This window comes from Moellerella wisconsensis (assembly GCF_022592395.1).
GTDB classification, from domain to species: domain Bacteria; phylum Pseudomonadota; class Gammaproteobacteria; order Enterobacterales; family Enterobacteriaceae; genus Moellerella; species Moellerella wisconsensis.
The window spans coordinates 148,770-173,156 of record NZ_CP093243.1; the positions used below are offsets into that span (position 1 = coordinate 148,770).

The window sequence follows — 24,387 nt, forward strand, 5'->3', positions numbered from 1 at the left end:
GAATTATTGGAAATCTAAGTCGGTCCAGCTGGTGGGCCATAACCGAGGAAGAGAAATGTCAGACGAAAAAAACGTACACGTTCGTAACGTGGCATTTGATGAATTTGTTCAGCTGCTGGAAGAAGACGGCTTGCCGAGTGAACACTTGGAAACCGTGCGTAAGATCTTGGGTGAGATTTCGCAAAAAGTAACGGAATTCAGCCCCAAGCAAGGTACCCTTCTGGCGTTGGCAGAAGAATACTCTCCGCACTACCGTGACCTGGGTGAACAGCAAGGCTTCATCAATGGTGTACTCAATATGCCACTGTTCTTCACTAACTAAACCTGAATTTATCGACTCCCATAAAACCGCTTCGGCGGTTTTTTGTTATCAGGGATCTGCCCAGCAAAAATGTGCTGGTATGGGAATGGTTGAGTAATACTGGCATTGAGGTCTCTCCGCGCACGGACTGATAAAGCAAAAATGATGTTTTTCCCGCTATAGCACAACGAGTGCCCGTTACAGGATATTCCAAATATTCGTCACCGGTTGCCAGTGGGGGACAATAACCCGGTCAATCATTAAACCTAAGCGAGGAAACATGATCACGTTATTTTCGGCTGTAACGTCTACCCCAGGGTGGCTACTGTTTTTAATCTGTCTGGCGATAGTCTACACCGCGATAATCACGATGACCGCCAAAGGAGTAAAGTCAAAAGTCTCTACAATAGGGTTGTGTTTCCTAGCGGGGTATTTCCTGTCATTCATTGTGGCGAGTGCAGCAATGAAGACACAGCAGTCAGTAGTAACCTCCATCGTTAAGCGGGTGCCGTTACCTGCTTTCCCCATCGCAGACGGCGAGTCTGGCGAACTGAGGTCTGAGTACCTTGAGGCTATTGCAACGGCTTCGTTGTTCAACGAGCCGATGCCAACCAAGCGGATGATGGACGCACAGGAAAGGGCGGAAGCACTGGTGCAAGAGCAGAACGAAAGGCTGATTCGGATCATCAATGGTAAAGGCTAAGCCCTCTATTTTCAGACGCTCACTTCGGTGGGCATTTTTTTTTGCCTGAAGCAAAACCAATCACGAAAGAAATAATTCAAAATAATATAGTTTTCACTATTCGTCGGCGGTTGAGGTCATGGTTAACTAATTGCATAGAAACCAACAAGGTTGTATGAAATGAACAACGTGAAAACAGTAAAAATGTTGAAAGATAACGCCTTCTGTCACGCAGAGTGGATGGACTTTAAAAAAGTCTTAAACGAGTCACCTTTTGGTGTTTTCCTGGAGTTTATAGACCCACGCGATGGTGTGTTGGTTCAGCATCTTTTCCCGTTCTGGTGCAAGCCTCAGAAAACGTATAAGCCGATGGGTAACGTGTTCATGACCCAGTGGCAGGGATTAACACTGACAATTCCGTCCGACTTCGATTGGTGGATTCAGGCTCAATCCAGCGGCATTGGCATGCGTCGTATCGACCAGAAAGTACAGTTTGTAAAGCGCGGGGAATATGTGGAGGTAAATCTGAAAGTCGAAATGGCCGCTGTTATCCGCATAAACCCCGAGTTTTCACCCGAGTTCGACGCTGCCACACATGCTTAGCGTCTGATCCATGCCGTGGGCACCCCAAACCCACGAATACCCCTCAATGCCCATCACCCTCGATGGGCATTTTTTATGAGAAATATCATCAATTAAACCCTTCGTCAGTGGTCAACATCATGGTTGAATAGAGATGTCAACAAAACGAATAACCCAATAGGATTGAACATGAACCTGATCAACGCAAACGAGAAACGTGCCGACAACCACCTCGCATCAGCCATTCGCTATAACGGCAACGTCATGACTGTCCGTGAATGGATTGACGCGCTGATCGCGCAAGGATACAAGCCTAATGCCAAGGCTGTTCTGAAGGGTAAAGAAGCCAGCCGCATGCAGATGCACCGTTGGGATAACAGCCAGCAAACCGAGCACATGAAGAAGCGTGCGCAAGCAGGCACCAAAATCGAATGCACGATGTCTCATGACGAAAATGGCAGTTTCTACGACGTAAATAAGTTTGCGTATGATTATGCGGTGATGCAGTGCGGCACGCAATGCGCTGAGCCAGAAGACCGCTGCTTCATTATTTTTGCTATTCCTCAGTTACGGCGGGGTGCGGACTATCAACGCTGTGTGGCCGCGTACAAGCCAGAGATTGCAGAGAGCGAGCAACGCGCGCTGAGTGTGCTTCGTAGCGACTTTCCTCCCGCTCGGATCTTGTGGTTCGGTGTGGCAAAAACACAAGAGCAGGCACTGGCCTTGGCGGAGACTATTGCGGCCTGACAGAATAGAGTTGATCACCCAAGGTCTGTGCTGAAAGGTACAGGCCTTTTTTTCATCTGCAAAGTGTCGTCCTTTAATGTGGATTTAAAAAGTATCTTTTTTAAAATCATCGCCAGTGTACCCTCCTGGAAAATCAACATGAAAACTGCCTTAATCCTTTCGCTGTTTTTGCCCGTCTTTGCCTTTGCCAAGCCGCTGTTTATCGGTGATAGCTTGACCTATACCCTAGCCACCAGCGCTATGAAACACATTCCTGTAGACGGCCTTTACAAGGAGAGTACGGGACTGACCGATCGCAGTTCGGTGAAGTGGAACAATTACGTTCAAACGATGAGCTTTCATGACTATGAGACTGTGGTGATTTCGCTGGGGGCTAATGACGGCATTGGTGCGAGCCAAGTTACGAACTATCAGGACAAAGCGACCCAGTTTATCCGTCAGATCCAGCAGGACAACCCCAGCGCGTCGATTATCTGGATATTACCTCCCGTGATGAAGAACCCGGCCACTGAGGCCGCACTGGTGAATACCCGAAAAGCGATCCGGCAAGCGGTAGATGAAACGCAGGTCGCCTCATTCGACCCTGAGGTCGTTATTGGACGTGAGTTTGCGCTGATCGTGAACAACGTGCAGGTACGGACCAGTGATGGGATTCACTACACAAGCAAGGGTAGCGATTTGATAATCAGTCACCTGTTGAGCCAGTAGCTACAGGTCGAAACCGCCTCGAAAGTGGATTAAGTTTTTACCCCTTAAACGCTTTGTCAGTGCTGCACTTATGGGATGATCATTATATCGAACCAATACTGGTTTAAATGAGGGTTTGTCAATGGGTGCTAATCGCAGCAACCTTCACAAAGAAAGCATCCGCGCGCTGCATTACTACCACGGCAAAATGGCGGTAGAGTCCTTCAGGAAATAACATTTTAAACTCGGTACTTTGTTTTTCAAAATAATCTCCTTTTTGTTATTCGTCAGTGGCTTAGGTCGTGTTTTACTGGTTAGGTAAACAAAACAACGATACCAATAAAAAAGAGGTTCCTCATGTCAGCTTCTCCAGAATGCATACAGTGTTATTTCGTTTCCTACAAGCGTGATGCGCAGATCCCTTGGGTCATCAGTGAAGAACGTAAAAAAAAGACCTTTAGCTCTTTAGAACGCAGCATTACCTTTGGCCTGAATCGTACTGATGGCGTAAGTGAAGCAGGTAAGTTCCTCCGTAAGTTCAAGCCACAACATCCCTATATACAGCAATTAGATGCGCTGTTGGCATCTGAGGCACCGAATGAGCAGGAACTGACCGCATTGCGTGACGAAATCAACGCGATGGAGTGGACGCCTGAAGAGCTTCTGGCTGAGCTTGTGGAAGACGGTGCGGTTTCAATTGTCATGAACAGCGTGTTTTACCGTGAGAACGGATTCTTTCATACAGAAGTCTCTGCCGCAGTAAGCCTTCCTGACGGGATTGAGCCGATGGAATTGAGCGGTGAGATGGTGATTGAGCAGATCTACGACGAGAAGAACGTTCAATTTATGTATTAGTAATTAGCCGTTCGGTCTGATTGCAGGCCGAACTTTTATCACAACGAGGAAACCCGTTATGAACCAGCTGAAAATTGACAAGCAGAAAGGGCTGTACGTTTTGACCAAAGGCCTTGGCGTTTTCCCGGTCGGAATTGACCTGTTAGCAAAGCGTGCAAAAGCGGTAGCGCAGTGGATGGGTATTGCCGAACCGAAGAGCGAAGAAGGCACCCCTGAGCACTATACCGAGTGCATGGCAATGATGGATAAAGGGCAGTTGCATGCCAAGCGCACAGGGTTGAAATGTACCGGTAATCTCAATGCTCAGCTGGTGGGTTATGAAGGCGAGCGTGTCTCTGTGGTCGATAGTGCGGGACAACACCGCAGTTTCTGGGTTGCTCGCACGTTGGGCTGGATGCCGGGGCATTTAGAAATTGAGTTCGACAACGGAGAAGATGGCGCGCTGGCAAGTGAAATTTACCAATCCGTGACTTTGGTCGCTTAAGTATCTTCAGGCCGTCAGCGTGGGGCTGGTGGCTTTAATCAATTCAATATATTGGGGTAAGAAATGCAAGTATCGAACGATGTCCTCGCAGTCCTGTCACAAGCGCGTGTTGATGGGCATAAGCTGTTCTTGGAAGGTCAGCTGGATCGCAGTCTGTATACTCGCACCAACAAGGTGCTGGAAGCGGCTGGTGGTAAGTGGAACCGCAAGGAAAAAGCCCATATTTTTGACGGCAGTGCGGAAGGGCGTATCGACGACATTATTCTGAGTGGGTCGATTGTTGTACCGAAGGACGACTTTAACTTTTTCCCAACCCCGGAAAAAATCATCAATGCTATGGTCGCCAGTGCCGATATTCAGGATGGGGATCGTGTTTTGGAGCCGTCCTGCGGTGATGGGCGCATCGTTAAAGCGGTGGCTAAAGCTGCCAACAATCTCAACATTGTGGCCGTCGAGCTGGATGACAATCATGTTGCTGCATTGAAAGCGGATCCCAACTTTGTTGCTACCAGTGCAGAGCTGATTAATAGTGATTTTCTCGCCTATAAACCGGATGAGAAATTTGACGTCATCATCATGAACCCGCCGTTTAAAAACAAGGCCGATATCAAGCACACCAATCATGCGCTGGATATGTTGGCATCGGGTGGCGTTCATCATGCTGGTGGTCGCCTGCGTGGCATTCTGTCTGCGGGTGTGCTTTTCCGCGAAGATGCCCTGACTACAGCTTTTCGTAAACGCGTGAAGTTGCTTGGGGGTAATTTCACCGAGCTGGAAGACAAAGCCTTCAAGGAATCCGGCACGTTGGTGAAAACTGTGCTGCTGGAAATCGACCTCTGATAGCCAGAATCAAGCCGCCTACGGGCGGTTTTTTTTGTCAGTGACGTCAGCGGGGTGATACTAAGAAAACCCCAAAATTCGGGGGAATACGCCATCCAAAATAGGGTGCTGAAAATAGCGCAGGGGTAAAGATGAAGCCACAAAACATCATCATCGCGAAACCGAATTCAACCGTCTTTGGTGATCAGGGTAGTTGGGTTAAGGAACAGCTGCTGGAAGTGTTGATTAATCGTGGCATGTTCAGTTCGGCGCTGGAACGATATCGCCAGGGTGGTAAAGGAGTGGTGTCTGTTCCAGTTCATATCTGTATCCGGTTGTTTGGGGTTAGTGTGTCGGGGGCTCATATGCTCATCACGCCACATGGGCTGGTATGTAAATTCGACAATAAGGCATTGGGTGAAAGCTACTCTTTCGATGTGAGTGGTGATGCGCGCAAATTGTGGAAAAGCGTCTGCCATATTGGCTGACATAACGGGAAGGTAGGGGGTTATCATGTTGGCTATACTGATCGGTGTCGTGACGGTGATGACGTTATCTTTACTACTACTCTGTGGCCTGTATGCAAAGTACCAGTATCATGAAACGAACAAACTGCCAGGGCTTCGCAGTCCGGTGGTGGTGTGTTTGTCACTGGCTGTTAAGTATGTAGGCCTATTTGGTTTGATACTGACGGTATCAGCGGCGTTCCAGGGCTCGTTTCTGATCCCAGTCGCTGGGTTGTTTGTGTTGATAGCCTTCGGGCTGCATGCGGGTCTTGGTGCAGTCTGTACCTTCGAGAGAAACCGGCAATTAAGGTAAATGGCTTAAACGTAAAAACCCGCTACTGAAAGCGGGTTTTTTATGGGTTAAATGACGATCATCGAATAAATATTGAGGCTGGAATACCAAAGCGTTTGGACAGATTTTTGATGTGCTCCAAGGTTAATCCACGTTCCCCATTGAGGATACGGCTGACGTATGAACGAGAACCGAGCTCATTTCCAAAGTCTGTCGTATTGAGGTTGTATTGATCCATCAGCGTTCTTAACGCTGCCACACCATCATTACTTTCTGCTAAACGTTGGTTAAACTCTGCAAATTCAGGTGCGGCATTTTCATACGCATCTATTTTTGCGCAAATCATATCGATGAGCGGATTGTCAGGGTCGTTCTCGACAAGATGCTCCACCAACTGAACGGCCTTTTCATAATCCGGGCGTGAATGGCTGTCTCCCAGTAACGGGACTAGATTTACCAGGTTTTGTGCCGCTTTTACGGCGTCTTGAAACATCATGCTTTTGTTCTCCGGTAGTGATCTGTCAACTTATCGTACTCTGCGTGGGTCGTTATGTGTTTCACGAATATTTTTCCCCGGTCAAAGTCGGCGAAAAACATCATTCTTAACGCATTTCCACTGATATCGATAACCCACCATTTCTCTCTGTACTTCATTCGGTCAAGGCTGGGGAAAACCTTCTTAAGCTCATCGGGTGTCTGATAACTATCGCGCTTAAGTGTTCGATATACGTCAGATAACGCCTGAGCACTGTTAGGAAATCGCTTGGATGCCTGGTTAAAAGGATCTCTTGAAATTACGTGCATGGTATCTCTCATGCTTCCTATTTGGCAACATTGTAGCATCAAGATCTGCTGTTGCCAACTAGGCAACAAATAAAATAATTATATTGCTATATAACCTTCGTCAGCGGTTGAGGTCATGCTTCAATAGAAAGGTAAACAAAACAAACAATACCAATAAAAAGAGGCTCCCTATGTACTGCACAGTCAAAGAATTAATCGCTCACTTATCCACTAAAAATCAACACGCTGTTGTGCTCTCCAAGCTGTGGGACACGCAAGATATTCATGAAGTCTTATCTGACAATGAACTGAAGCCAATTTCTGAATATGAGGCGCACAAAGCGCTTCAGCTGGTGGATCGCACACATGATGCCAATATCGGCATTAACTGGGATACGTTGCTCTGTGCTGTTGAATCATCAGGAAGCCTCACTGCTGAGCAATATGCACAGGCCAACACCTGCTTCACTGTTCCTCGTGAACTGTACTCCGTCTGTAATGAAGTGACGATCCCAGCAGGGTCTATCACTGTTGAATTTGAGGCATTCGAGCTACGCTCTGCACTGGCAAGTTCAACGCTCTCCATCTCAAAATTTCATCAGTTGAGTGGTTTCATCAAGTCAGTGACTGAAGGCTGTGATACACCGATTTACCATTGGAGTGTTTACGCCGAATGCCGTAATGGGAAATGCACGATTTGTTTGCAGGACAATTTCCAAACCAAAGAATATCGCTGGGTTGAAAAGAGCCTGTCATAAATCGTTAGTAAAACGCGTGTAGTAATGCGATGAGATGTAAATCGAATCCTAACCTTAAAATAACGATAAAACTGCTGAGGATCGCTTTGAGAGAGCCTCAGCCTTAAAAAGAGGTGTGACCTATGCTGACGGAATTAAAACTCCAGGAGGATCTTCGACTCCTGAATGTGACGCTTAAGTTCGATAAATCGGCGCTGATTGACGCTTTTGCTGTGTTGGAAAGAAACCCGCAATTCCTCCATATCGTTATCTACAGTGAAGCGACATTTGAGGATTTTGATGACGCGGATGAGAGTGCTGAAAATTGCATGAGCGATCCTGTTCTGGAAGTGTGGCGCTCTGGTGCGTGTTTGACTTGGATAGACCGTGCGGATGATACGCAGTTCCAGTGTGACCTGCCAATTATCAGTGTGCTGAATTCGTCGGAGATGAACCAGTGACCAGTGAACAAGCCATCAAGGTGCTGAGACGCAGTATCTGGGATTTGAAAGGCCTCAAGGAAGCACAGGCAGAGCGCGTACTGGCTTACCTGAAGACGCGAGTAAACCGCGTCAAGGGGGCGGTATTGAAACCCGAAATTCCGAAGGATATGACCTTTCTGGAAGCTATAGAGATGGGATATATCCACCAACAAGGCAACTGGAAAGACGCGCCGTGGTGCTGTAATAACCGCATCATGTCTTCAGCCAGTGACGCGCTGAAAGAGGCCAATGAACAGCTGAAAGCGCATTGGGCAAATTGACATCAAAAAATCAGAACCAGACCCATACATTGGCGCTGGTTTTGGTCTTATCCACTTTTCCACAGCCCTGATCCTAATAATTAACCTAATTAGTTCCTAACAGATCCTAAAAGATCCCCGTCGCTCGCAGACCGCTGGTGGCGTGGCCTACAGAGGATTGCGGTGAGTTTGAAAGGGAAAAAAGTGAGTCTGAATGGGAAAAAAGTGAGTTTGGGTGGGATTTCGGTGTGTTACAGTGGGAATCTCGGTGAGTCTGAAAGGGGAAAGCCGAGATTCTATTCACAACCATGAGGGGTTATGGTTTGATGTTACAAAATTGCAGTAATAACATCCTGTTATTCAAGGATGCGATCCCTGTTGCGGAAAATTCTTCGCACAGGAAACTCACAGTCTCAACCAGTTCAAGTGTTCAGCCCGTTTCACTGTTAAGGCTCGGTGTGTTCACACCGAACATTCGGTCGAAAGGTAAGGCTGGGAAACCGTTGGACGCGAGCGAGTCGCTCAGCCGCCTGGAGTATGCCAGAAGTGAAGGCTACACCAACGTGGTGATCACCGGACCTCAGCTAAACTACTTCATTGATTTTCGTTGCTGGCTTGGCATTATCCATGCGTTTAGCGCATCACCTGATGCCTTGAACGGTAACAAAATTAAGGTGAAATTCAGCGAGTTCTCAAACTTTTGCGGGTATCCGTCAAAGCGGCTTGATTCGAAATTGCGTAAGGAGATAGCCGACTCATTGACGCGTATCAGGGCGAAGACGATCACTTTCACGACACCTGGTACCAAAAAGTTTATGGTAACCGGTCTGTTGATGAAGGCGGAGTTCAATGTTGTTGACGACCAGATCGTACTGGAAGCTGATGAGCGCCTTTGGGAGCTCTACAGCAATGACCATTTGAGTTTGTTAAGACGTAAACCGCTGTTGGCATTGCCACGAAATGAAACAGCTCAGGCGCTGTACACATATTTCGAGGCATTACCGCGACAACCTGCGCCGATCCATATGTCTCGGTTACGTGAGCGGTTGATGATGAACGGTCGGGTCGCAGACCAGAACCGAAAAATCAACGATGCGCTCAATGACCTGGAGAGTATTGGATACCTGAAGTACGAAGTGATGAAAGCCGGACGCGAGTCCGTCGTTCACATTCACAACAGGAATGCGACGCTGGAATAAAAGTGAGTTTGGTCGGGAAACCCGCTGTGATGGCGGGTTTTTTTTGCCTGTAAACGAAACGAACAGTAAAGTGGGTTTGAGCGGGCGATAAATTGGGTCATTAAATGGACTAAAGTGAGCCGAGGCTGGGGGAAGGATCGTTTAATGGTGCGTTCTGATGGGTAGCGAAGTTTTAAAAGTGAGTCTGAATGGGTGCCTGGTATTTTGTGAAGGCAGAGATGCGAGTGTTTTGGATGATTTATAGCCAAAGAGTGGTATTTCAAACCCCAGTTATGAGGGTGAAAATGGATAGTACCCATTGAAACACACTTTTGTGTGGTCATGTTGATAAGTAAACGTATATTTCCCGTTCAGACTCACTTTTCAATAGTATATATTTCCCATTGAAACCCACCGAAACGCAATCAGATATCCACCGCAAAATTGGATGGAAAATGAGGTCTTCCCGTTCAAACTCACTTTATTGATGGAGCTGTGCGATTTGTTGACTTAATTTCGGTAATGGTTGGGCTTGGGATATCATTTGGGTAGGAGGATTTTATGGGTCAATTTGGCGAGCAACTAAAGCTGTACTCTGATCGGCAACAGGATGAGAAGAAGCGAACGGCATTAGATGTACAATACGCAAAGTCAGAAGGGAAAGAGGGGTTTCTGACCTTGAATATCTCAATAGCTCCAATGTTTCCAGAAGGGCGTGACGTGAATTGGGAACAAAAAATAACTATCCAGTTGTCCCGGTATGAATTGACCGCATTTTGCGGCGCTTTATTCGCGCTGGAAAAAGAAATGCGTGCTAAGTTTCACGGCGAGAACAAAAACAAAGGGTTTGTCGCGAACAATAACGGGGCGCTGGGTTGCGGCCTGACGATATCGGAAGCGGGAACGACGATGACCTTCATGCTCGATCATGCTAGGCGTATCGAGCTGGGTGCATTCGTATTACGTCGGCAGGCCGAGGCCTGGAAGATGTCAGCGAGTGATGTACTGGCAATCATGCGCCAGTCCGTGAGTATTAAAAAGCAGTGAGTTTGCTGAGGGGCGAAGTCACTGTTTGAGCTCCGTGGGGGAGCGATAAAAAGGGGGTAAGTCTTGAAAAAGCCATTTCTTCTTCTGGCCGGATTGCTCATGTGCTCGGCAGAGCTCTACGCCTCGGTCGATACATCGAACCTGCAACAGGAAACTCGCACAAGACAGATCGGTCCGACACCATCTGATGCGCGTCCGTATTCTGAAATCAAACACCATGTACATGATGGTCCGGTTGAGCTTTTCTTGATTGAGGAAGTCACAGGCGCTGACCAGTCATTGCATTCGGTCGTTATATACGATGGCAATCGGTACGAGCTGAAAGGGGAAGTCGATTGGCTCAGGTCAGGGGAAGCGAACATGCCTTCTGGTGGATGGGCGTTCACTGTATTTGCGTCAGCAACGGAAACATACGCTTGCCCACCAAAGGTGGCGCAATCAGGTCAAGGCTCCTGCTTGTTGTTTGTGTTGAAAAGCGATGAAACGCCACTGTTAAATCATGAGCCTGATTAACGCGGATTGTACAGGCGATGATCAGGTGGGCGTTTCCACGGGCTGACAGGGAGGGAACCCAGAAGGCCAAAGAGTGAATGGTACCGGGTAAACTAGGTTATTTATCAACCTTTGGGACAACCTGCGTTGCGACCGCCACCCGTAAGGGTTTTACAAACGAGGTAATCAAAATGAACACTGCAATGAATTTTGCTCTGGCTGTATTAGCGCTGACAGTCTGTTCGCCAGCCATCTCCAACGAGACGGAAAAAGTAAATTTCCATGTTCCACGTTCGGTGTCAGATCAGGACCCTACAGGGGTGAAAAAACTGCGGATGAAATACAAGCAGTTCTACGTGAGTTATCTGGGTAATGGTGATAAGCAGGAATTGAAGCAACCGGTCTATTTCGAAGGGGCATATCGTTATTCGCTGATCAGGTCGTTCGACGGGAACAATACGGTGCTTTATCTCGGTGGCAGCAAACATGTTTTGTCTGGCAAGTCGGGTGCGTTGACCCCGATGGTAGCAGGTAAGAAGTTGGTCGCGTTGCGAGATAGTGACAACACTGTGTTGGTGTGCCAGGAACAGGTGTTGCGGCTGAAGTTTTCTAAATGCTGGGAAGTGGCTCACAGCGACCAACCTTTGGCGGTCATTCCTGACGAAGAAGAGTAAAACGGATGCTACAGCGATGATTTTGATCGCGCTACGTAAATTCTAAGGGGAATAGCGATGTTCTATGCGGAAGATGTGATGTTGGTGAGCCTTGTGGCGATCTGTATTTTCGTTTTCAGTTTGGTGGTGTTCGCCATGTGCTTGCTACGTGATTGGAACCAAAAACTGTACACGGCCAGTATCCTCGGTGGGGTAGTTTCATTTGCTTTTCTCATGGTCCTGATTGCGGTACCGACAGTGAAACAAGAAGGCGTTGCGAAGGGCGGGCATTCTCATTCAGAGTGCAAGGCTGTCGAACTTCGAACGTTAACGGACGTGTAACTAGACCGCAAAAATCAGGAAAGGTATAAACAAAAGATGCAATCGCTGATCGGTATGATATTCTGATTGCAACTGGAGTCGCGAGCGTGTCTGAGGGGACGCGCCGCACGCGGGGTTCCCCCAGAGCGGGGTCAAAATACAAGCCTACCCACCAGCTGAGAATGCCGCACTAATCCTGCGGCATTTTTGTTTTATTTAAACTTTTCTATGATAAACGTCAATGCCGTTTTAGAAAAATTAACGAATAGTAACGCGGTGGCGGAATCTAATAACTTGCCAGTAGCGTGGGATAAAGTTGAATGATTTCGAATTGTATTCAGTTGCGCAAAAAATGGTGAAAAAGACCTCATTAATTTGTATGCATCATCAGTATTGGAGAGATTATTTTTCTGCTTGTAGGCATCTAACAATAATTTGAACAGCTCATCAACTCTTGGATCTTTATCATATTGCAGACTTTGCTCATCGCACATCTCCTTCAAGTGACCGTGAAAAGCGGTATGAAAGCGGTCAACAGAATTTTCTGGGTGGCCATCCTGAATGGCGCGTTCTGCATCACGTAATGCTGCTAAAACTTTTACAGTAGATTTCTGTAATTCAGGGATTGGAATCTCATCAACCGTTTCATCTTCTTCATCTTCTTCATCTAAGAAACTTTCTACTTTGTTATGCAGAGAAGTACTTTGATTTCTAATGTTGTATTGTATGCTTCCAGCGTCCCAAATAGCGCGGAGGTTGCCAGCGGATAGGATTTCACCAATAATAATATTACAGGTTGACTGGAGATTATCATTTTGCCAAATGAAATCATTTAAAATACGGCCATTCTCCAATAAGTCTTCTCTGTCACAGTTAACAAGAAGCTCTTCAACCTGGCCGGAATTCATATTCATCATTGCTTTAGCAAATAGCATCTCTTCTTTTCTGTTAAACTCTATTTTATTTCTCATCTCTAATTCCTAAAAATTTTTGCTTATTTAAGCATGTTTGAATGTGTAAATATATTCCCTCCAAAACAAAACATCTAGACCAACATACAATAAGGGGTATAACCCTACGCCCCGGCGCTCCGCTTGGGGCAAAACCCAGTCCGAACTCTATCCCCACCAGCCGGTGATAATGTGAAAGCCCGCCTGAGTTCCGCGTAATTATTTGAAACTGGTACGTTGTTCCTGGATGACCCACTCGAGAAAAGAAGAGATAAAGAGAGAGAAAAAGAGAAAAAATAAGAGAGTGGGGGCGATGAGATTTCAACAATAAAAGAGTCAAAAAGGTCTCTAGGGTGGCAGCGGTGTTTTAAATATGCATTACTGTATGTTGGTCTAGATTTGTGGTGTATGTTGACTTTATTAATTCCAAATCTGCTATCACCTTTAACATTTCATCAAATTCTAATCCTCGGTTAAAGGTAAAAGGGGGCCGCTTTGTAGACTTTTATTCGTGCATGCCAAAATGATTAAGGTATTATCGCCATTAATTATTGTGGCATATTTGGAGTCTATTGGATGAAGTTGAATATAGATAAATGCTTATCTTTTATTGGAAGCCACGCTTGGTTCTTCATCTTTGGAGCCGTATCATTTCAGATTATTAGGGGTCAGTTTGGATATCGAAAATTATTGTACGTTAAGGTTATTTTTTGACCTGCCTAATTTAGCTGGCCTCAGCCGACGAAACTTACCGGCTGACGGTATCCGGTTGCTTTTCCATATATAATCGCCTGTCAGATTGATGTGTTCCCAGCCTAGCGGGGACAAATGCGACAGTAGTTGCTCGTTGATCTTCACTCCCTTACGCTTCAGAGCATCGACAGCTCTTTCCATATAGGGGTGTTTTGACTTAAAGAACGGTTTGTCCGACACCTCTCTGCAATCCCTTGTCACTCAAGGCTTTCGCTCAAAAAATCGATTTCAAAACTAGCAATAAGTTTATCTATAACTTCATGAATATTAATGCTTCTATCCTTTCGATAAAATTCATAATTTCCAATTAAGTTCACAAACCGCCATGCGACGGGTGACCAATGGATAATTTCGAGACTTTTTTCTGGATCTTTTGCCGTATAATATTCGTAGAGGGCAGATAAAATTTTCGCATTGTGATAAATAATCATGTTGGCGATTAATCGAATACACTCAGCGTTGATAATTAAGTTACGTTCTTTTTTTCCACTTAGCTGTTTTCCCCCATTCACTTTGGCAATACTCGCAGTCAGCTGATGATAGGACTCGCCACGATTTAAACTTCGTTGGACGGCAATACGTTGATCTTGATCGTCGATATAGCCCAATAAATAATCCGTCATAATGATTTCATCGAATGCGATTAACGCTTTTAATGTTGAGTTTGATGATTTAGTTGTGGACAATTTACGGACAATTGTCGCTTGCGTAGTCTTTTTTAGCGCTAAAGAAACCAGAATGCGTAATATTTTATCCCATTCACTGATTATTTGGTGCTTCGGTGCTTTCTTGCTGGGGCGGATAATATATTCATCATAATCCGATAAAGAGCCAAAACATACGAGTTGTTGAGATGTGGTATTGGCTAATTGGGTAAATCGAGGCATGAATCGATACCCAAACATATGCATTAAGGCAAAATTTACTCTATTGATGCTGTGCATATCACCGGAAACCGCTGTAACATTCACATCAGAGCGATTACTTTCGACTAAATCCAATAAATAGTGACTTTCGTGTTCATTTGCGCCGATCACCTTTAAGCAAATGGGCAACATGTTTGCGTTTAATGTCATCACCACGACACCTTTCTTTAAACCAAAATATTTTTTGGCATACCTTGATTTTATCGTATTAAACCGTGTCGTAAATTTTTGCCCATCCACACTCGCATGAACACCATAATCTGCGAGGTTATACTTTTCAAATATAGGTAATTTTTCCGTATGATTAATTATAATATCACTGGCTTCACTAAGTGTTTGTGGGCGAATGAAATTTTGCTGAGTATTTTTTAATGATTGACCATCGACATCACTGATCTCCATCATTTTTGCCATCTCAGTACCTGTTGCATTTGCGATTACACAAGCATTGATTAGCTCCATTTCAGGCGCTTCTTTTGCATAGTTCGGTTGTATATGTGTAAAGGCTTTACCATATCCAGTTGTATCATGAACAAATTCAGCGATGTCACTGATGTTTAAGGTGGGTAATTTTTTAAAAAAAGGATTATCTGTACCATCATCTAACGGTGTATACGGAAGAGTCCAAGATGTGGTATGGCGACGAGAGCTCTGTTTTAGTTTGATGCAGGTATTTTCGCCAGCGATAATTCGACGATTTACTTCTCGGTATTTTGTTTCTATGCTGTCTTCTAGCTGTGTCAGAATATCGACAATGTTACGCGAAAAAACAGGCATATTAAGCTCTTTAATGAACTGATTTTTATGAGTTTCCCAATATTCTATATCAATTAATTCATCTTCAAGTGCTCGATGGGAATAACTGTCCTTAATGTACACTGAGATATCACTTATCCCCTTTTGGAGCTGCCAATAAACCATAAATTCATAGCGATCGACATCGACTATTCTTTTACGATCAATGGGGGATTTTGTCATAATAAAACGTTTTAAGGTTTTAGGAAAAAAATCGAATGGGATCTCATCAATAGAGTAGTCATTAAATGACTTTTTTCCATCAATGTATTTTTGCAGAAATTTAAGGGCCTTATCTAATCCCTCAATTTCACATGAAAACTGAAGAGCTCGAAATAAAGGACGAAGATTACGTTTCATTTTTTGTGCCAATTGGCCATAATATTCCCAACGATAAAAGTCTCTGGCAAAATTCGGTTTTTTAAAATCAGACAAAAAACGCCGATATTTAAATTTAGGCACAATCTCAAACGCTTTTGCTCTCACTTGAGAATCCGGTATTTTTTCATTCACATTAATTAACATAATTTTATGTGCCTGATTTCGCAGTTTTTTATCGGCAGACTCAACGGCTTCAATTTGCTTTTGTTGATAATCATCACCAAGTTTCTGATACATCAACATCTTTTGGAGAAAACTGGCTACCAGTTGATCGTTAATTTGACGAAAGCGATGACTGATATAACAAAGCAAATAAAGACGTGCTTGATTTTTTACCTTGAAATTTTTCAATTTCTGGATGGTATAAAACTGGGCAAGCTCTGAATAATAGATAATGTTTTGCTCTGAAATACCCAATATTTTCACCAGTTGTTGAGATTCAATATAGACATCAGAAATCGATTTTTGCTTATCAATAGTTTGCTTTATTTCCGTTGTAGTAAAATTAAGCTGCTCCTTTTTCAATAACGTCAGTGAGTAAATAAAATCTTCTTTATTCAATAAGTTATCCAATTGATCACGGAATCCTTTTTTGATAGAGGTGTAGAGTTTGTTACTTAGTCGATTTTTTTCAGCTTTTAGAGCCTGAGAAATGACGTCTTGAAGTGTCGAATAAGCAGGTTTAATAAAACACTTTTGTTGACAAAAGGTGAGTAATCCCGTTAATACAAATTTGGGTAGCATATGAAGAGTTGTTAATCTTTTGGCTTCTTTTTCTAGCTGCAATAAAAACGTTTTTGTGGGCTCTTTTATTGCGAATCGTTGGCAAATTTGAAATCGATTTTTATAATGAATATGCTTTGAAATATTCTTTTTAGGAAAGCTATCTGTTGGAAAGTAGTGATGTAGTATAAATTGCACATCATTTTTAACTTGTTGGAAAGTAAAACGAAAGAAATAGCTTACTGTACGGTAATAGCCGAGTTGAAGAATATAGTTAATTTTTTGGGCGGTATCATTGAGTGTCTCTATATATGCCCGATCCTCATTATCCAATTCAAATACGTAAGTTTTTTCTTCATCATTCAGGCTGGGTAAATTGTATAATGCTTTTAGCTCATCATTGGATAATATGGAAAGCCGTGCCATAATTGTATCTCTATTAACGTTCGTTAAATGATTAACATTATGTATAGGCTATAGAACATATACATAATGTTAAATTTTACAGCACATTTTAGGTTAAGAGATAACATGTGTAAAATTTTAGCTTATTTGCGTGCTTCAACGGATAAACAAGATGTCACTCATCAAAAATATGAAATTTTAGAATATGCTCGCAAACATGCTTTGACTGTTGATGAATATATCGAAGTGACCGTGTCAGCAACGAAGAACAGTAAGCAGCGTCGAATAGATGAACTCACCAGTAAGCTCTCACCTCAAGATATATTAATAGTCACAGAATTAAGTCGATTAGGAAGAAGCACTTCTGAGGTTGTCGATTTAGTGAATCGATTAATTTCACGACAAATTAGAATTATCATTATTAAACAACATCTTGATTTTAATCGTCATGATTTAAACTCTAAAGTGATAGTGACATTATTTTCCTTGTTTGGAAAACTTGAGCGTGATTTCATTAGCTTAAGAACAAAAGAAGCCCTTGCGTCAAAAAAAGCCAAAGGCCATACGCTGGGTAAACCTAAGGGAACCATTCAAAAAAGTCAGTTTGATGCAGACCGCGATAGAATTGTGGAATTATTGAGCTTGGGTCTTTCTGTCAGAAAAATAGCGAATCTATTAAGTTATAAAAGCCATATATCTTTAAATACCTATATCAATAAACGTCAATTAAAAGTTGGATTAATACCGAAAAATAATGATATTAACCATTAAGTAAATAAATCATAAGGAAAAAGTATGATGATGGATGAAGAAGTCACTGTTGAGGATATTAACGAGTTAACCGTTCGTCTTGAGGCGTTATCAAATATTTTAACCATTGTCATGAATGCGTTAAGTCAAAGTGATCCGAGCTTGCATGCGAATATTATCAATAATATCGAAGAATTTGCAGAGAGCATGCGGAATAGCTTAGGTGAAGTCGATGAAGAAGATATTAGTGCTTATGCGCACAATGTAGCCGACAGCATGGAGGAATTTCTACCTTTAACAGAGGATGAAATTAATAGTATTGAATTTATGAAATAAAGAAACTAAAAATAAGCTTAATATTCAGTTAGTTACTGTATTAAATGTTAAGCTTTTAATCTCAATAAATCGTTGTAATGCTATGTTTTTAAAAGAATTTTAAGACGCAATCAGACAAACCGTTCTTTAAGTCAAAACACCCCGCAATGGAATGGCGCTGAAGAAGTGCAATCTTCATCAGGCATTATTGTATCAACAGGATTGGGATCAACGGGGTGGTTTCAATCTATTCTTGCTGGTGCGATGGCAATTACAGGAGAAGCTTCGCACCCTCTATTACAAGGCTTTAGCTGGAGTGATCGAAAGCTACAATTTAGTGTAAGAGAGCCATTTCCAAGTAGAACAACAGGTGTTGCACTGACTTTTGGCACTATTGAGCCTGACTCACCACTGCAATTAGGATCTTTGATGCCAGAGAATGGCGTAATTTTCTCTGATGGCATCGAAGATGACTATTTACAATTTAATGCAGGTTGTATTGCTCACATTGGTATCGCTGACATACAAGGGCAACTAATTAGCCAAAAAGGGCGTCAGCGAATTTAGATTTATTTAGCGCTCTTTAATACTGTTTCAAGTCCAGAGATCATCACATCAAGGACAAACAAAAATGCAGCATCACCATTATCACTATCCATAATTGCAACGGCTTGGGTTAATAATGGCGGATAGGCAACAGTATCCGTCTCTACTTTTTCACGCTCTTTTTGGCTTTCTTGATGCTCTTGAGTTTCCAGTACGGAGCCTAATGTAAAATGCGCAATAGAGCTTAATGCATACACGGCTTGAGATAGACTAAACCCAGCATCACACAAAAACTGTAGTTGCTGTTCTGATGTCTCAAATTGACTTTCAGAGGGGCGTGTTCCCGCATGAATTTTGCCACCATCACGATACATTAATAAGGCTTGGCGGAAGCTTTTCGCGTTATTTCGCAAAAAGTCCTGCCATGTTTCATTCGGCAATGGCAAAACATGATGATGGTGCTTTTGCAAAATAGTTTCTGCTAATGCATCTAACAAAGCGCGTTTATTTTTTACATGCCAATACAATGTGGGTTGTTCCACACCTATTTTTTGCGCCAGCTTACGCGTTGTTAATCCTTCAATACCAACTTCATTAAGTAAAATCAACGCATTATCAATAACTTGTTCTTTATCTAGCTTTGCCATTACCTACCTCAAAATAAAATAGCCTTGACAATCTATCACTGATAGAGATATTTTACACCCACTCTATCACTGATAGATTTTTAGGATCTCAATGAATAAATCAATTATTATTATACTGCTGATCACCGTATTAGATGCCATTGGTATCGGGCTTATCATGCCAGTACTCCCTACTCTATTAAATGAATTTGTCAGTGAAAATTCACTGGCAACCCATTACGGTGTGCTATTAGCGCTCTATGCTACCATGCAGGTTATTTTTGCTCCTATTCTAGGACGACTGTCTGATAAATACGGCAGAAAACCCATCTTGCTGTTTTCCCTTTTAGGCGCGGCACTCGACTATCTTTTAATGGCATTCTCAACCACACTTTGGATGCTCTATATTGGGCGCATCATTGCGGGGATCACAGGCGCAACAGGTGCCGTATGTGCATCAGCGATGAGTGATGTGACTCCCGCTAAAAATCGAACTCGCTATTTTGGTTTCTTAGGTGGTGCTTTTGGTGTTGGCCTTATTATCGGCCCAATGCTAGGGGGATTATTAGGTGATATCAGTGCTCATATGCCATTTATTTTTGCCGCTATTTCACACTCGATATTATTAATACTCTCTTTGCTCTTTTTCCGAGAAACACAAAAAAGAGAAGCGCTTGTTGCCAATAGGACACCTGAAAACCAAACTGCCTCAAATACAGTCACTGTTTTTTTTAAGAAAAGCCTCTACTTTTGGTTAGCAACCTATTTTATTATCCAGCTTATCGGGCAAATTCCTGCCACCATCTGGGTGCTGTTTACACAATATCGTTTTGATTGGAACACAACTTCTATCGGTATGTCTTTGGCGGTTCTGGGTGTATTACATATTTTCTTTCAGGCGATTGTCGCTGGGAAATTGGCACAAAAATGGGGCGAAAAAACCACCATTATGATCAGTATGTCTATTGATATGATGGGCTGTTTATTATTAGCGTGGATAGGCCACGTTTGGGTCATCTTACCAGCATTAATTTGCTTAGCGGCAGGAGGTATGGGGCAACCCGCATTACAAGGTTATTTATCAAAATCTGTCGATGATAATGCGCAAGGGAAATTACAAGGTACTCTGGTGAGCCTAACCAATATTACCGGGATCATTGGTCCCCTTTTATTTGCCTTTATTTATAGTTATAGCGTCGCTTATTGGGATGGTCTGTTATGGCTGATGGGGGCAATACTTTATGCTATGTTGCTTATTACCGCTTATTTTCACCAAAGAAAAACCACACCTAAAGCTGTTATTTCAACCCCTTAATACTAGAAATTATAAAGATCATAAAAGTCCTGTCCGCTCTTAATAACGTTGATAGGACTTTATTTTTATCGCAATTAATAAGCCTCTTTTACCCAAGGCTTACTGGCTGCAATCATAAACATCGGCGTTGAACGATAAAGCAGGTAAGGGAGTCGTTTAGTTACATAGTTACATAGTTATTTTATGATAGTTATTTTCAATCATATTCACCCTGAGTAAAAAAAAACAAATATTTCATTATTAATTTACTTTTTATTTACATTGTGAAATTATTATCCAACTAAAAATAAAAATAGAATTTCTATTAGTTTTAGCTCTATTTAATTAAGAATTATTTGTAGTAATAGCCATATATTAATTTAGATCAATACTCACTAATCATTTTTAGATACTCCCAATAATAAAGTTTATCTGTTAATTCTAAATCCATCACAAAACAAATAAAACACCAAGGTAAGTCCAAAAAAGACCAAGTTATTGAACTTATATTTCTAAAAATTACCTTACAAAATAAAAAAAAACAAAAAGAGAGTAAATAAAAATTTTTATATAGTGATAACTAATCATAAATACTTAAGTTATCTTTATTTAATAACGATAAAAACTCGATTTACGCGTATGAAAATCAATACAAAGTTTAAAAACACTAATATTTTTACTTTCCAGCATAAAATCCTATGGGATTAATCCTATCCACATAAAAAATTTAAATTGTAGAATTGACCTCGGAGAGCATAAAAATGTGTGGGGTATTTACGCAGCCATTGTATCTAACTTAGTGCTACTTAGTTTAGGATACCAACGGTAAAAGATGCCCTCTAATTCATCATTTAAAACGGCCACTCGGGTTTGTAAAAGATAATGTGCGCCTTCTTGGCTCCACTGCATTTGCTGTTTTTTTGCCATTCGTTTTGCAATAACTTCATTTACTGTTGATTCCACAAATGCCGTTGAAATGGGTTCACCATAGCGATACCGTTCCCCATAATTTGGGATCATAGCTTGGTTATTATCAATATAAGTTATCACTTCCCCTAAATACCGTACCATTTTTTTACTGTTTTTATAAACTTGGCTATCTTCTTCTTCATCACAAATATATAAACAACTATCTAGCTTATCTAACGCCTCATCGACATTACCATGCCATAAGTACCATTTTGTTTTTTCAAGTAAATCTCTTAATTCTATACCAATCCCTGAGGATTGTGAGCCAAGACCTTTAGCACACTGGTTAAGCACTGTTAGGCGCATACTAATATGAAACCAATCTAAAATATGCTCGGCCTCGGGATAAATACCGATTTGCATCATTCTCAAATTATCAGCCCCATCCGACAAAAATGATATCTGTTGGTTCGTTTGCATTCCTTGAGCATTAAGTACAGAAAGCAAGCGTTTTCTTGGGTTGTTTTCAAATGTGTGAACATAGCCAAACCGTTTTGCTTGAAGGTTTTCAGCGTAAGCTTTTCCTGTAATGATTTCAAAATTGTTTTTTCGGTTATGGCAATCTCGGACGTAACCACCATCAAACCCAATCACCATCGGTTTTCCTGGACGAGGCAACTGCTTATTGTCATAAGCGAATTTATCGAGAAAATCGGGTTGCTCGGCTAACTCAGCTTCTTGCCGTTTAGCGACGCTGATTAAGTGATTACGTACTGTGGAAGCATTTAGCGCGTTATTGATCGGTAAAATATCTTTTAATCTATCGACGGTAAGATCATAAGACATCAATGACGCCCATTTAGCTTCAATATATTTTAGTTCGGGATGGGTATTTTCGGGTAGCCATTCACTGAGCAAACTCACTGATTTTGTATTATTTGTCTCACAGCGACAGCGGTAAAGCCGAAGCCCTTTAATCGGAATGACGCCAAATAAAGTATGATAATGGCGGGTCTGATGATCTTTTATTTGACGACGTTGATGACAGAGTGGGCATTCTCGATGCGCTTGCATGTAGGATTGGCTTTGGGCCTGTATAATGGCTAATTGAGTACTATTGAGTAATATCTTTGATTCGTTAAGGGATAACCCCAAAGGTTCACCTTGTTCGGCGGTTTTCTGTAACGTCAATAAGGTTTCTTGATAGGCGGAACCATCATCGTGTATAACCTTTACTGTCACTACGATCTTCATCATACGACCTCCAAAGTTAATGGATTATTTTTTCCTTAACTTATAGTAAGTTGAAACACCTATTCCAACGTTATCGCAGGCTAATTTAAGACGAATGCCTTTCGCTTTTAATTCATCAACCATGACAACCTTACGCTTATCTGCAGGAGGGCGCCCCGTTTGTTCCCCTCGATGTTTTTTAGCCGCAATTCCTTCCGCTTGGCGTTCCCTAATTAGCGCTCGTTCAAATTGACTAAATGCGGACATCATATGCAATTGAAGCTCTTGTAATGGATTGTTTTCATTCGCTGAAAAGCAAATATTTTCTTTGAGAAAAATTAGTGAAACTCCTCGCTGTTTCAGATCTAACGTTAAATAACACATATCCATCATATTACGGCATAAACGATCAATAGAATGAACAATTAACATATCTCCAGATACGAGTAACGCTAATAATTGTTGTAAATTGGGTCGATGCGTATCTTTGCCGCTGGCAATATCAGTAAAAACGGTTTTGACTTTATAACCTGAATTTTGAATCGCAATTTCTTGTCGTGCGGAATTCTGCTCAGCAGAACTGATACGAATGTAAGCATAAATCATAGAATAATCCATAAAGGTTATAGAGGTTTTCATAATACTCTCTAAACCCCAATTTATACCACCTTTAGAGACAATTTAAGGACAGAGATCTCTATTTACGTAAAAGTATACCTTTAGAGAGTCCAATCTAAGCCTTGTGAATAGTTCGGAGTGTCAAAATCATAACGCTTTAATAACTGATTGAGGCGTTGGCGGTTAAATTTGACTCGGTTGTATTCATCGATAAACTCCTGAATATCTGCCCAGGTCGTGTAGTCATTACTTTCTGCTATGGCTTCTAAAAGTTTAATCGTGGCTTCGGTTTCATCATATGCGGTAGCATCGGGCATTCCTTCGCCACCAAGACAAAATGGCGTGGTTTTATTTCCTTTTGATTCAATTGCTTCAATACGGATATCTAATAACCAATGTCGGTAAAAATTATATTCATAAGTAAATTTATCGCGATTTTCAAACTGAAATGAGGCAAGCGAAATTGCCCAAGGATTATCATAAAAGCTCAATCCACCTTCATAGCTAATACCGTAGTCTTTGCCATGAATATGAAAGGAATGAAGGTGACCATTATCCCAACCAAATGCAAATTGCAGGAGAAAATGGAAAGCGCCAAGTGACATGTCACTGTGAACACGAAAACGTCGCCAAATCATCGGGCTAATATCTCGAATAGCCACTTTGACCTTATAGACAGACATGATTTTTCCTCTTAGTCACAATCAATACGAGAACGATCATATTAATTGATTAAAGGGATACCCCACACATTTTTATGCTCTCCTTTTAAGCCAAGATAGCGGTACAGTTCGGTTAAATGTTCGCGTCGCGTGGTTTCCCTGCCGGAAAGGTAAGCTGGCCAGAGATCCCCGGTAAGTTTTAGCCTGCTGGCGATATGCTTCAGCAGCGCATCAGAGGGAGGGATTTTTTTATCCGGGGTAAAGCCGACATTTTTCAGATAGCAAAGAAGGACGGCAAAACCAAAACGGCTGGCAGGTTTACGGTGGGCACTGATAAGTGCCAGATCATGTTCACTGAAATACGCCATCCGGGTCAGCGTTAACTCTTCGTCCGGTAATGCCAGTAATGATTCTCTTTCCGACAGAGAAAGAATCTGCCTCCTTGCCATATAGTTTCCCTCGTAAATTATCCGATGCGGTATTTTTAACAGAAATGCTTATCGCATAAGGGTACACCCTGACGCCATATTCAAAACGTGACGGCACACGATGAATGACATAACCTATATGCGATAGATTAAATGCAATAACTT

At 42.4% G+C, this 24,387-nt stretch carries 29 protein-coding genes and 3 pseudogenes; 22 read left to right on the forward strand and 10 right to left on the reverse strand.

What is annotated here, in order from left to right; genetic code table 11:
- Positions 1-55 precede the first annotated feature (55 nt).
- From MNY66_RS16715 to MNY66_RS16760, 10 genes are all read left to right on the forward strand, one after another.
- The gene (locus MNY66_RS16715) at positions 56-322 is read left to right on the forward strand and encodes a hypothetical protein (protein WP_241502030.1); all 267 of its coding nucleotides are present in this window, start codon (positions 56-58) and stop codon (positions 320-322) included.
- 442 nt (positions 323-764) lie between these two features.
- Complete coding sequence (locus MNY66_RS16720; RefSeq protein WP_137022572.1) at positions 765-1,004, forward strand: hypothetical protein; 240 nt, start codon at positions 765-767, stop codon at positions 1,002-1,004.
- A gap of 159 nt (positions 1,005-1,163) precedes the next feature.
- Positions 1,164-1,586 (forward strand): hypothetical protein, encoded by a 423-nt coding sequence (locus MNY66_RS16725; RefSeq protein WP_137022573.1) that lies wholly within the window; start codon positions 1,164-1,166, stop codon positions 1,584-1,586.
- Between the two features lie 168 nt (positions 1,587-1,754).
- Positions 1,755-2,312, forward strand: coding sequence for a hypothetical protein (locus tag MNY66_RS16730; RefSeq protein WP_137022574.1), 558 nt, complete (start codon positions 1,755-1,757; stop codon positions 2,310-2,312).
- Between the two features lie 138 nt (positions 2,313-2,450).
- A complete protein-coding gene (locus tag MNY66_RS16735) occupies positions 2,451-3,020 on the forward strand; it encodes a DUF459 domain-containing protein (protein WP_241502031.1) in 570 nt (189 codons plus the stop codon).
- Positions 3,021-3,356: 336 nt separating this feature from the next.
- Complete coding sequence (locus tag MNY66_RS16740) at positions 3,357-3,854, forward strand: hypothetical protein (RefSeq protein WP_137022577.1); 498 nt, start codon at positions 3,357-3,359, stop codon at positions 3,852-3,854.
- Positions 3,855-3,912: 58 nt separating this feature from the next.
- Positions 3,913-4,338, forward strand: a complete 426-nt coding sequence (locus tag MNY66_RS16745; protein ID WP_067421875.1) for a hypothetical protein — start codon at positions 3,913-3,915, stop codon at positions 4,336-4,338.
- Between the two features lie 63 nt (positions 4,339-4,401).
- Entirely contained in the window at positions 4,402-5,178 is a 777-nt protein-coding gene (locus MNY66_RS16750) for a methyltransferase (protein WP_067421877.1), read from the forward strand.
- Positions 5,179-5,309: 131 nt separating this feature from the next.
- Positions 5,310-5,645 carry a hypothetical protein gene (locus MNY66_RS16755; RefSeq protein WP_137022579.1) on the forward strand — a complete coding sequence of 112 codons (336 nt, stop codon included), beginning with the start codon at positions 5,310-5,312 and terminating at the stop codon, positions 5,643-5,645.
- Positions 5,646-5,670: 25 nt separating this feature from the next.
- A complete protein-coding gene (locus MNY66_RS16760) occupies positions 5,671-5,976 on the forward strand; it encodes a hypothetical protein (protein ID WP_137022580.1) in 306 nt (101 codons plus the stop codon).
- A 58-nt stretch (positions 5,977-6,034) separates the two neighbouring features.
- On the opposite strand, the gene MNY66_RS16765 is transcribed toward MNY66_RS16760, so the two are convergent.
- Together MNY66_RS16765 and MNY66_RS16770 are read right to left on the reverse strand one after the other, a co-directional pair.
- A complete protein-coding gene (locus MNY66_RS16765) occupies positions 6,035-6,451 on the reverse strand; it encodes a helix-turn-helix domain-containing protein (protein ID WP_067423690.1) in 417 nt (138 codons plus the stop codon).
- On the reverse strand, positions 6,448-6,759 hold the full coding sequence (locus MNY66_RS16770; protein ID WP_067423691.1) for a type II toxin-antitoxin system HigB family toxin: 312 nt from the start codon (positions 6,757-6,759) through the stop codon (positions 6,448-6,450). The genes MNY66_RS16765 and MNY66_RS16770 overlap by 4 nt, the downstream gene beginning before the upstream one ends.
- Positions 6,760-6,929: 170 nt before the next feature.
- On the opposite strand from MNY66_RS16770, the gene MNY66_RS16775 reads away from it, so the two are divergent.
- The 8 genes from MNY66_RS16775 to MNY66_RS16810 all read left to right on the forward strand — a co-directional run bounded on the left by MNY66_RS16775 (position 6,930) and on the right by MNY66_RS16810 (position 11,929).
- Complete coding sequence (locus MNY66_RS16775; RefSeq protein ID WP_067423693.1) at positions 6,930-7,496, forward strand: hypothetical protein; 567 nt, start codon at positions 6,930-6,932, stop codon at positions 7,494-7,496.
- Between the two features lie 122 nt (positions 7,497-7,618).
- A complete protein-coding gene (locus MNY66_RS16780; protein ID WP_067423694.1) occupies positions 7,619-7,936 on the forward strand; it encodes a hypothetical protein in 318 nt (105 codons plus the stop codon).
- Positions 7,933-8,238 carry a hypothetical protein gene (locus MNY66_RS16785; protein ID WP_067423696.1) on the forward strand — a complete coding sequence of 102 codons (306 nt, stop codon included), beginning with the start codon at positions 7,933-7,935 and terminating at the stop codon, positions 8,236-8,238. Before MNY66_RS16780 ends, MNY66_RS16785 begins: the two co-directional genes overlap by 4 nt.
- Positions 8,239-8,543: 305 nt before the next feature.
- Positions 8,544-9,416, forward strand: a complete 873-nt coding sequence (locus tag MNY66_RS16790; RefSeq protein ID WP_235845366.1) for a RepB family plasmid replication initiator protein — start codon at positions 8,544-8,546, stop codon at positions 9,414-9,416.
- Between the two features lie 540 nt (positions 9,417-9,956).
- Entirely contained in the window at positions 9,957-10,442 is a 486-nt protein-coding gene (locus tag MNY66_RS16795) for a hypothetical protein (RefSeq protein ID WP_067423698.1), read from the forward strand.
- 63 nt (positions 10,443-10,505) lie between these two features.
- Positions 10,506-10,955 carry a hypothetical protein gene (locus MNY66_RS16800; RefSeq protein WP_137022583.1) on the forward strand — a complete coding sequence of 150 codons (450 nt, stop codon included), beginning with the start codon at positions 10,506-10,508 and terminating at the stop codon, positions 10,953-10,955.
- A 170-nt stretch (positions 10,956-11,125) separates the two neighbouring features.
- Positions 11,126-11,608, forward strand: coding sequence for a hypothetical protein (locus MNY66_RS16805; protein ID WP_137022584.1), 483 nt, complete (start codon positions 11,126-11,128; stop codon positions 11,606-11,608).
- A gap of 135 nt (positions 11,609-11,743) precedes the next feature.
- Positions 11,744-11,929, forward strand: coding sequence for a hypothetical protein (locus tag MNY66_RS16810; RefSeq protein WP_137022585.1), 186 nt, complete (start codon positions 11,744-11,746; stop codon positions 11,927-11,929).
- Positions 11,930-12,120: 191 nt separating this feature from the next.
- On the opposite strand, the gene MNY66_RS16815 is transcribed toward MNY66_RS16810, so the two are convergent.
- From MNY66_RS16815 to MNY66_RS16820, 3 genes and pseudogenes are all read right to left on the reverse strand, one after another.
- Positions 12,121-12,879 carry an abortive infection family protein gene (locus tag MNY66_RS16815; RefSeq protein WP_241502032.1) on the reverse strand — a complete coding sequence of 253 codons (759 nt, stop codon included), beginning with the start codon at positions 12,877-12,879 and terminating at the stop codon, positions 12,121-12,123.
- Between the two features lie 666 nt (positions 12,880-13,545).
- Positions 13,546-13,755 (reverse strand): annotated as a pseudogene (locus MNY66_RS18120) (Tn3 family transposase); the annotation flags it as partial.
- Positions 13,756-13,808: 53 nt separating this feature from the next.
- Positions 13,809-16,862 (reverse strand): Tn3 family transposase, encoded by a 3,054-nt coding sequence (locus MNY66_RS16820; RefSeq protein WP_241502033.1) that lies wholly within the window; start codon positions 16,860-16,862, stop codon positions 13,809-13,811.
- 105 nt (positions 16,863-16,967) lie between these two features.
- On the opposite strand from MNY66_RS16820, the gene MNY66_RS16825 reads away from it, so the two are divergent.
- From MNY66_RS16825 to MNY66_RS16835, 3 genes and pseudogenes are all read left to right on the forward strand, one after another.
- Positions 16,968-17,612 (forward strand): recombinase family protein, encoded by a 645-nt coding sequence (locus MNY66_RS16825; protein ID WP_241502034.1) that lies wholly within the window; start codon positions 16,968-16,970, stop codon positions 17,610-17,612.
- A gap of 24 nt (positions 17,613-17,636) precedes the next feature.
- A complete protein-coding gene (locus tag MNY66_RS16830; protein ID WP_241502035.1) occupies positions 17,637-17,927 on the forward strand; it encodes a hypothetical protein in 291 nt (96 codons plus the stop codon).
- 144 nt (positions 17,928-18,071) lie between these two features.
- Positions 18,072-18,473 (forward strand): annotated as a pseudogene (locus MNY66_RS16835) (sugar kinase); the annotation flags it as partial.
- A 2-nt stretch (positions 18,474-18,475) separates the two neighbouring features.
- Here MNY66_RS16835 and tetR(H) read toward each other — a convergent pair.
- Entirely contained in the window at positions 18,476-19,099 is a 624-nt protein-coding gene (gene tetR(H) / locus MNY66_RS16840; RefSeq protein WP_006248868.1) for a tetracycline resistance transcriptional repressor TetR(H), read from the reverse strand.
- A gap of 91 nt (positions 19,100-19,190) precedes the next feature.
- Between tetR(H) and tet(H) the strand changes: the two genes are divergently transcribed.
- Positions 19,191-20,393 carry a tetracycline efflux MFS transporter Tet(H) gene (gene tet(H) / locus MNY66_RS16845; protein WP_006248867.1) on the forward strand — a complete coding sequence of 401 codons (1,203 nt, stop codon included), beginning with the start codon at positions 19,191-19,193 and terminating at the stop codon, positions 20,391-20,393.
- Between the two features lie 753 nt (positions 20,394-21,146).
- On the opposite strand, the gene MNY66_RS16850 is transcribed toward tet(H), so the two are convergent.
- The 4 genes and pseudogenes from MNY66_RS16850 to MNY66_RS16865 form a co-directional block, all read right to left on the reverse strand.
- Positions 21,147-22,535: an ISKra4 family transposase gene (locus MNY66_RS16850; RefSeq protein WP_172688761.1), complete on the reverse strand. Its 1,389-nt coding sequence runs from the start codon at positions 22,533-22,535 to the stop codon at positions 21,147-21,149.
- Between the two features lie 24 nt (positions 22,536-22,559).
- A complete protein-coding gene (locus MNY66_RS16855; protein ID WP_233618463.1) occupies positions 22,560-23,153 on the reverse strand; it encodes a recombinase family protein in 594 nt (197 codons plus the stop codon).
- 80 nt (positions 23,154-23,233) lie between these two features.
- Positions 23,234-23,815, reverse strand: a complete 582-nt coding sequence (locus MNY66_RS16860) for a plasmid pRiA4b ORF-3 family protein (protein WP_172688752.1) — start codon at positions 23,813-23,815, stop codon at positions 23,234-23,236.
- Between the two features lie 83 nt (positions 23,816-23,898).
- Positions 23,899-24,243: pseudogene (locus tag MNY66_RS16865) on the reverse strand (DUF4158 domain-containing protein); the annotation flags it as partial.
- Between the last annotated feature and the right edge of the window lie 144 nt (positions 24,244-24,387).

What these genes read in the sequence shown, in the direction of transcription:
- MNY66_RS16765 (WP_067423690.1), bottom strand. Translation starts at nt 6,451, where the DNA reads ATGATGTTTCAAGACGCCGTAAAAGCGGCACAAAACCTGGTAAATCTA.
- MNY66_RS16740 (WP_137022577.1), top strand. Translation starts at nt 3,357, where the DNA reads ATGTCAGCTTCTCCAGAATGCATACAGTGTTATTTCGTTTCCTACAAG.
- MNY66_RS16770 (WP_067423691.1), bottom strand. Translation starts at nt 6,759, where the DNA reads ATGCACGTAATTTCAAGAGATCCTTTTAACCAGGCATCCAAGCGATTT.
- MNY66_RS16780 (WP_067423694.1), top strand. Translation starts at nt 7,619, where the DNA reads ATGCTGACGGAATTAAAACTCCAGGAGGATCTTCGACTCCTGAATGTG.
- MNY66_RS16820 (WP_241502033.1), bottom strand. Translation starts at nt 16,862, where the DNA reads ATGGCACGGCTTTCCATATTATCCAATGATGAGCTAAAAGCATTATAC.
- MNY66_RS16855 (WP_233618463.1), bottom strand. Translation starts at nt 23,153, where the DNA reads ATGAAAACCTCTATAACCTTTATGGATTATTCTATGATTTATGCTTAC.
- MNY66_RS16715 (WP_241502030.1), top strand. Translation starts at nt 56, where the DNA reads ATGTCAGACGAAAAAAACGTACACGTTCGTAACGTGGCATTTGATGAA.
- MNY66_RS16860 (WP_172688752.1), bottom strand. Translation starts at nt 23,815, where the DNA reads ATGTCTGTCTATAAGGTCAAAGTGGCTATTCGAGATATTAGCCCGATG.
- MNY66_RS16850 (WP_172688761.1), bottom strand. Translation starts at nt 22,535, where the DNA reads ATGAAGATCGTAGTGACAGTAAAGGTTATACACGATGATGGTTCCGCC.
- MNY66_RS16815 (WP_241502032.1), bottom strand. Translation starts at nt 12,879, where the DNA reads ATGAGAAATAAAATAGAGTTTAACAGAAAAGAAGAGATGCTATTTGCT.
- MNY66_RS16720 (WP_137022572.1), top strand. Translation starts at nt 765, where the DNA reads ATGAAGACACAGCAGTCAGTAGTAACCTCCATCGTTAAGCGGGTGCCG.
- MNY66_RS16725 (WP_137022573.1), top strand. Translation starts at nt 1,164, where the DNA reads ATGAACAACGTGAAAACAGTAAAAATGTTGAAAGATAACGCCTTCTGT.
- MNY66_RS16805 (WP_137022584.1), top strand. Translation starts at nt 11,126, where the DNA reads ATGAACACTGCAATGAATTTTGCTCTGGCTGTATTAGCGCTGACAGTC.
- MNY66_RS16750 (WP_067421877.1), top strand. Translation starts at nt 4,402, where the DNA reads ATGCAAGTATCGAACGATGTCCTCGCAGTCCTGTCACAAGCGCGTGTT.
- MNY66_RS16795 (WP_067423698.1), top strand. Translation starts at nt 9,957, where the DNA reads ATGGGTCAATTTGGCGAGCAACTAAAGCTGTACTCTGATCGGCAACAG.
- MNY66_RS16790 (WP_235845366.1), top strand. Translation starts at nt 8,544, where the DNA reads ATGTTACAAAATTGCAGTAATAACATCCTGTTATTCAAGGATGCGATC.
- MNY66_RS16745 (WP_067421875.1), top strand. Translation starts at nt 3,913, where the DNA reads ATGAACCAGCTGAAAATTGACAAGCAGAAAGGGCTGTACGTTTTGACC.
- MNY66_RS16775 (WP_067423693.1), top strand. Translation starts at nt 6,930, where the DNA reads ATGTACTGCACAGTCAAAGAATTAATCGCTCACTTATCCACTAAAAAT.
- MNY66_RS16810 (WP_137022585.1), top strand. Translation starts at nt 11,744, where the DNA reads ATGTGCTTGCTACGTGATTGGAACCAAAAACTGTACACGGCCAGTATC.
- MNY66_RS16730 (WP_137022574.1), top strand. Translation starts at nt 1,755, where the DNA reads ATGAACCTGATCAACGCAAACGAGAAACGTGCCGACAACCACCTCGCA.
- MNY66_RS16830 (WP_241502035.1), top strand. Translation starts at nt 17,637, where the DNA reads ATGATGATGGATGAAGAAGTCACTGTTGAGGATATTAACGAGTTAACC.
- MNY66_RS16825 (WP_241502034.1), top strand. Translation starts at nt 16,968, where the DNA reads ATGTGTAAAATTTTAGCTTATTTGCGTGCTTCAACGGATAAACAAGAT.
- MNY66_RS16755 (WP_137022579.1), top strand. Translation starts at nt 5,310, where the DNA reads ATGAAGCCACAAAACATCATCATCGCGAAACCGAATTCAACCGTCTTT.
- MNY66_RS16760 (WP_137022580.1), top strand. Translation starts at nt 5,671, where the DNA reads ATGTTGGCTATACTGATCGGTGTCGTGACGGTGATGACGTTATCTTTA.
- MNY66_RS16735 (WP_241502031.1), top strand. Translation starts at nt 2,451, where the DNA reads ATGAAAACTGCCTTAATCCTTTCGCTGTTTTTGCCCGTCTTTGCCTTT.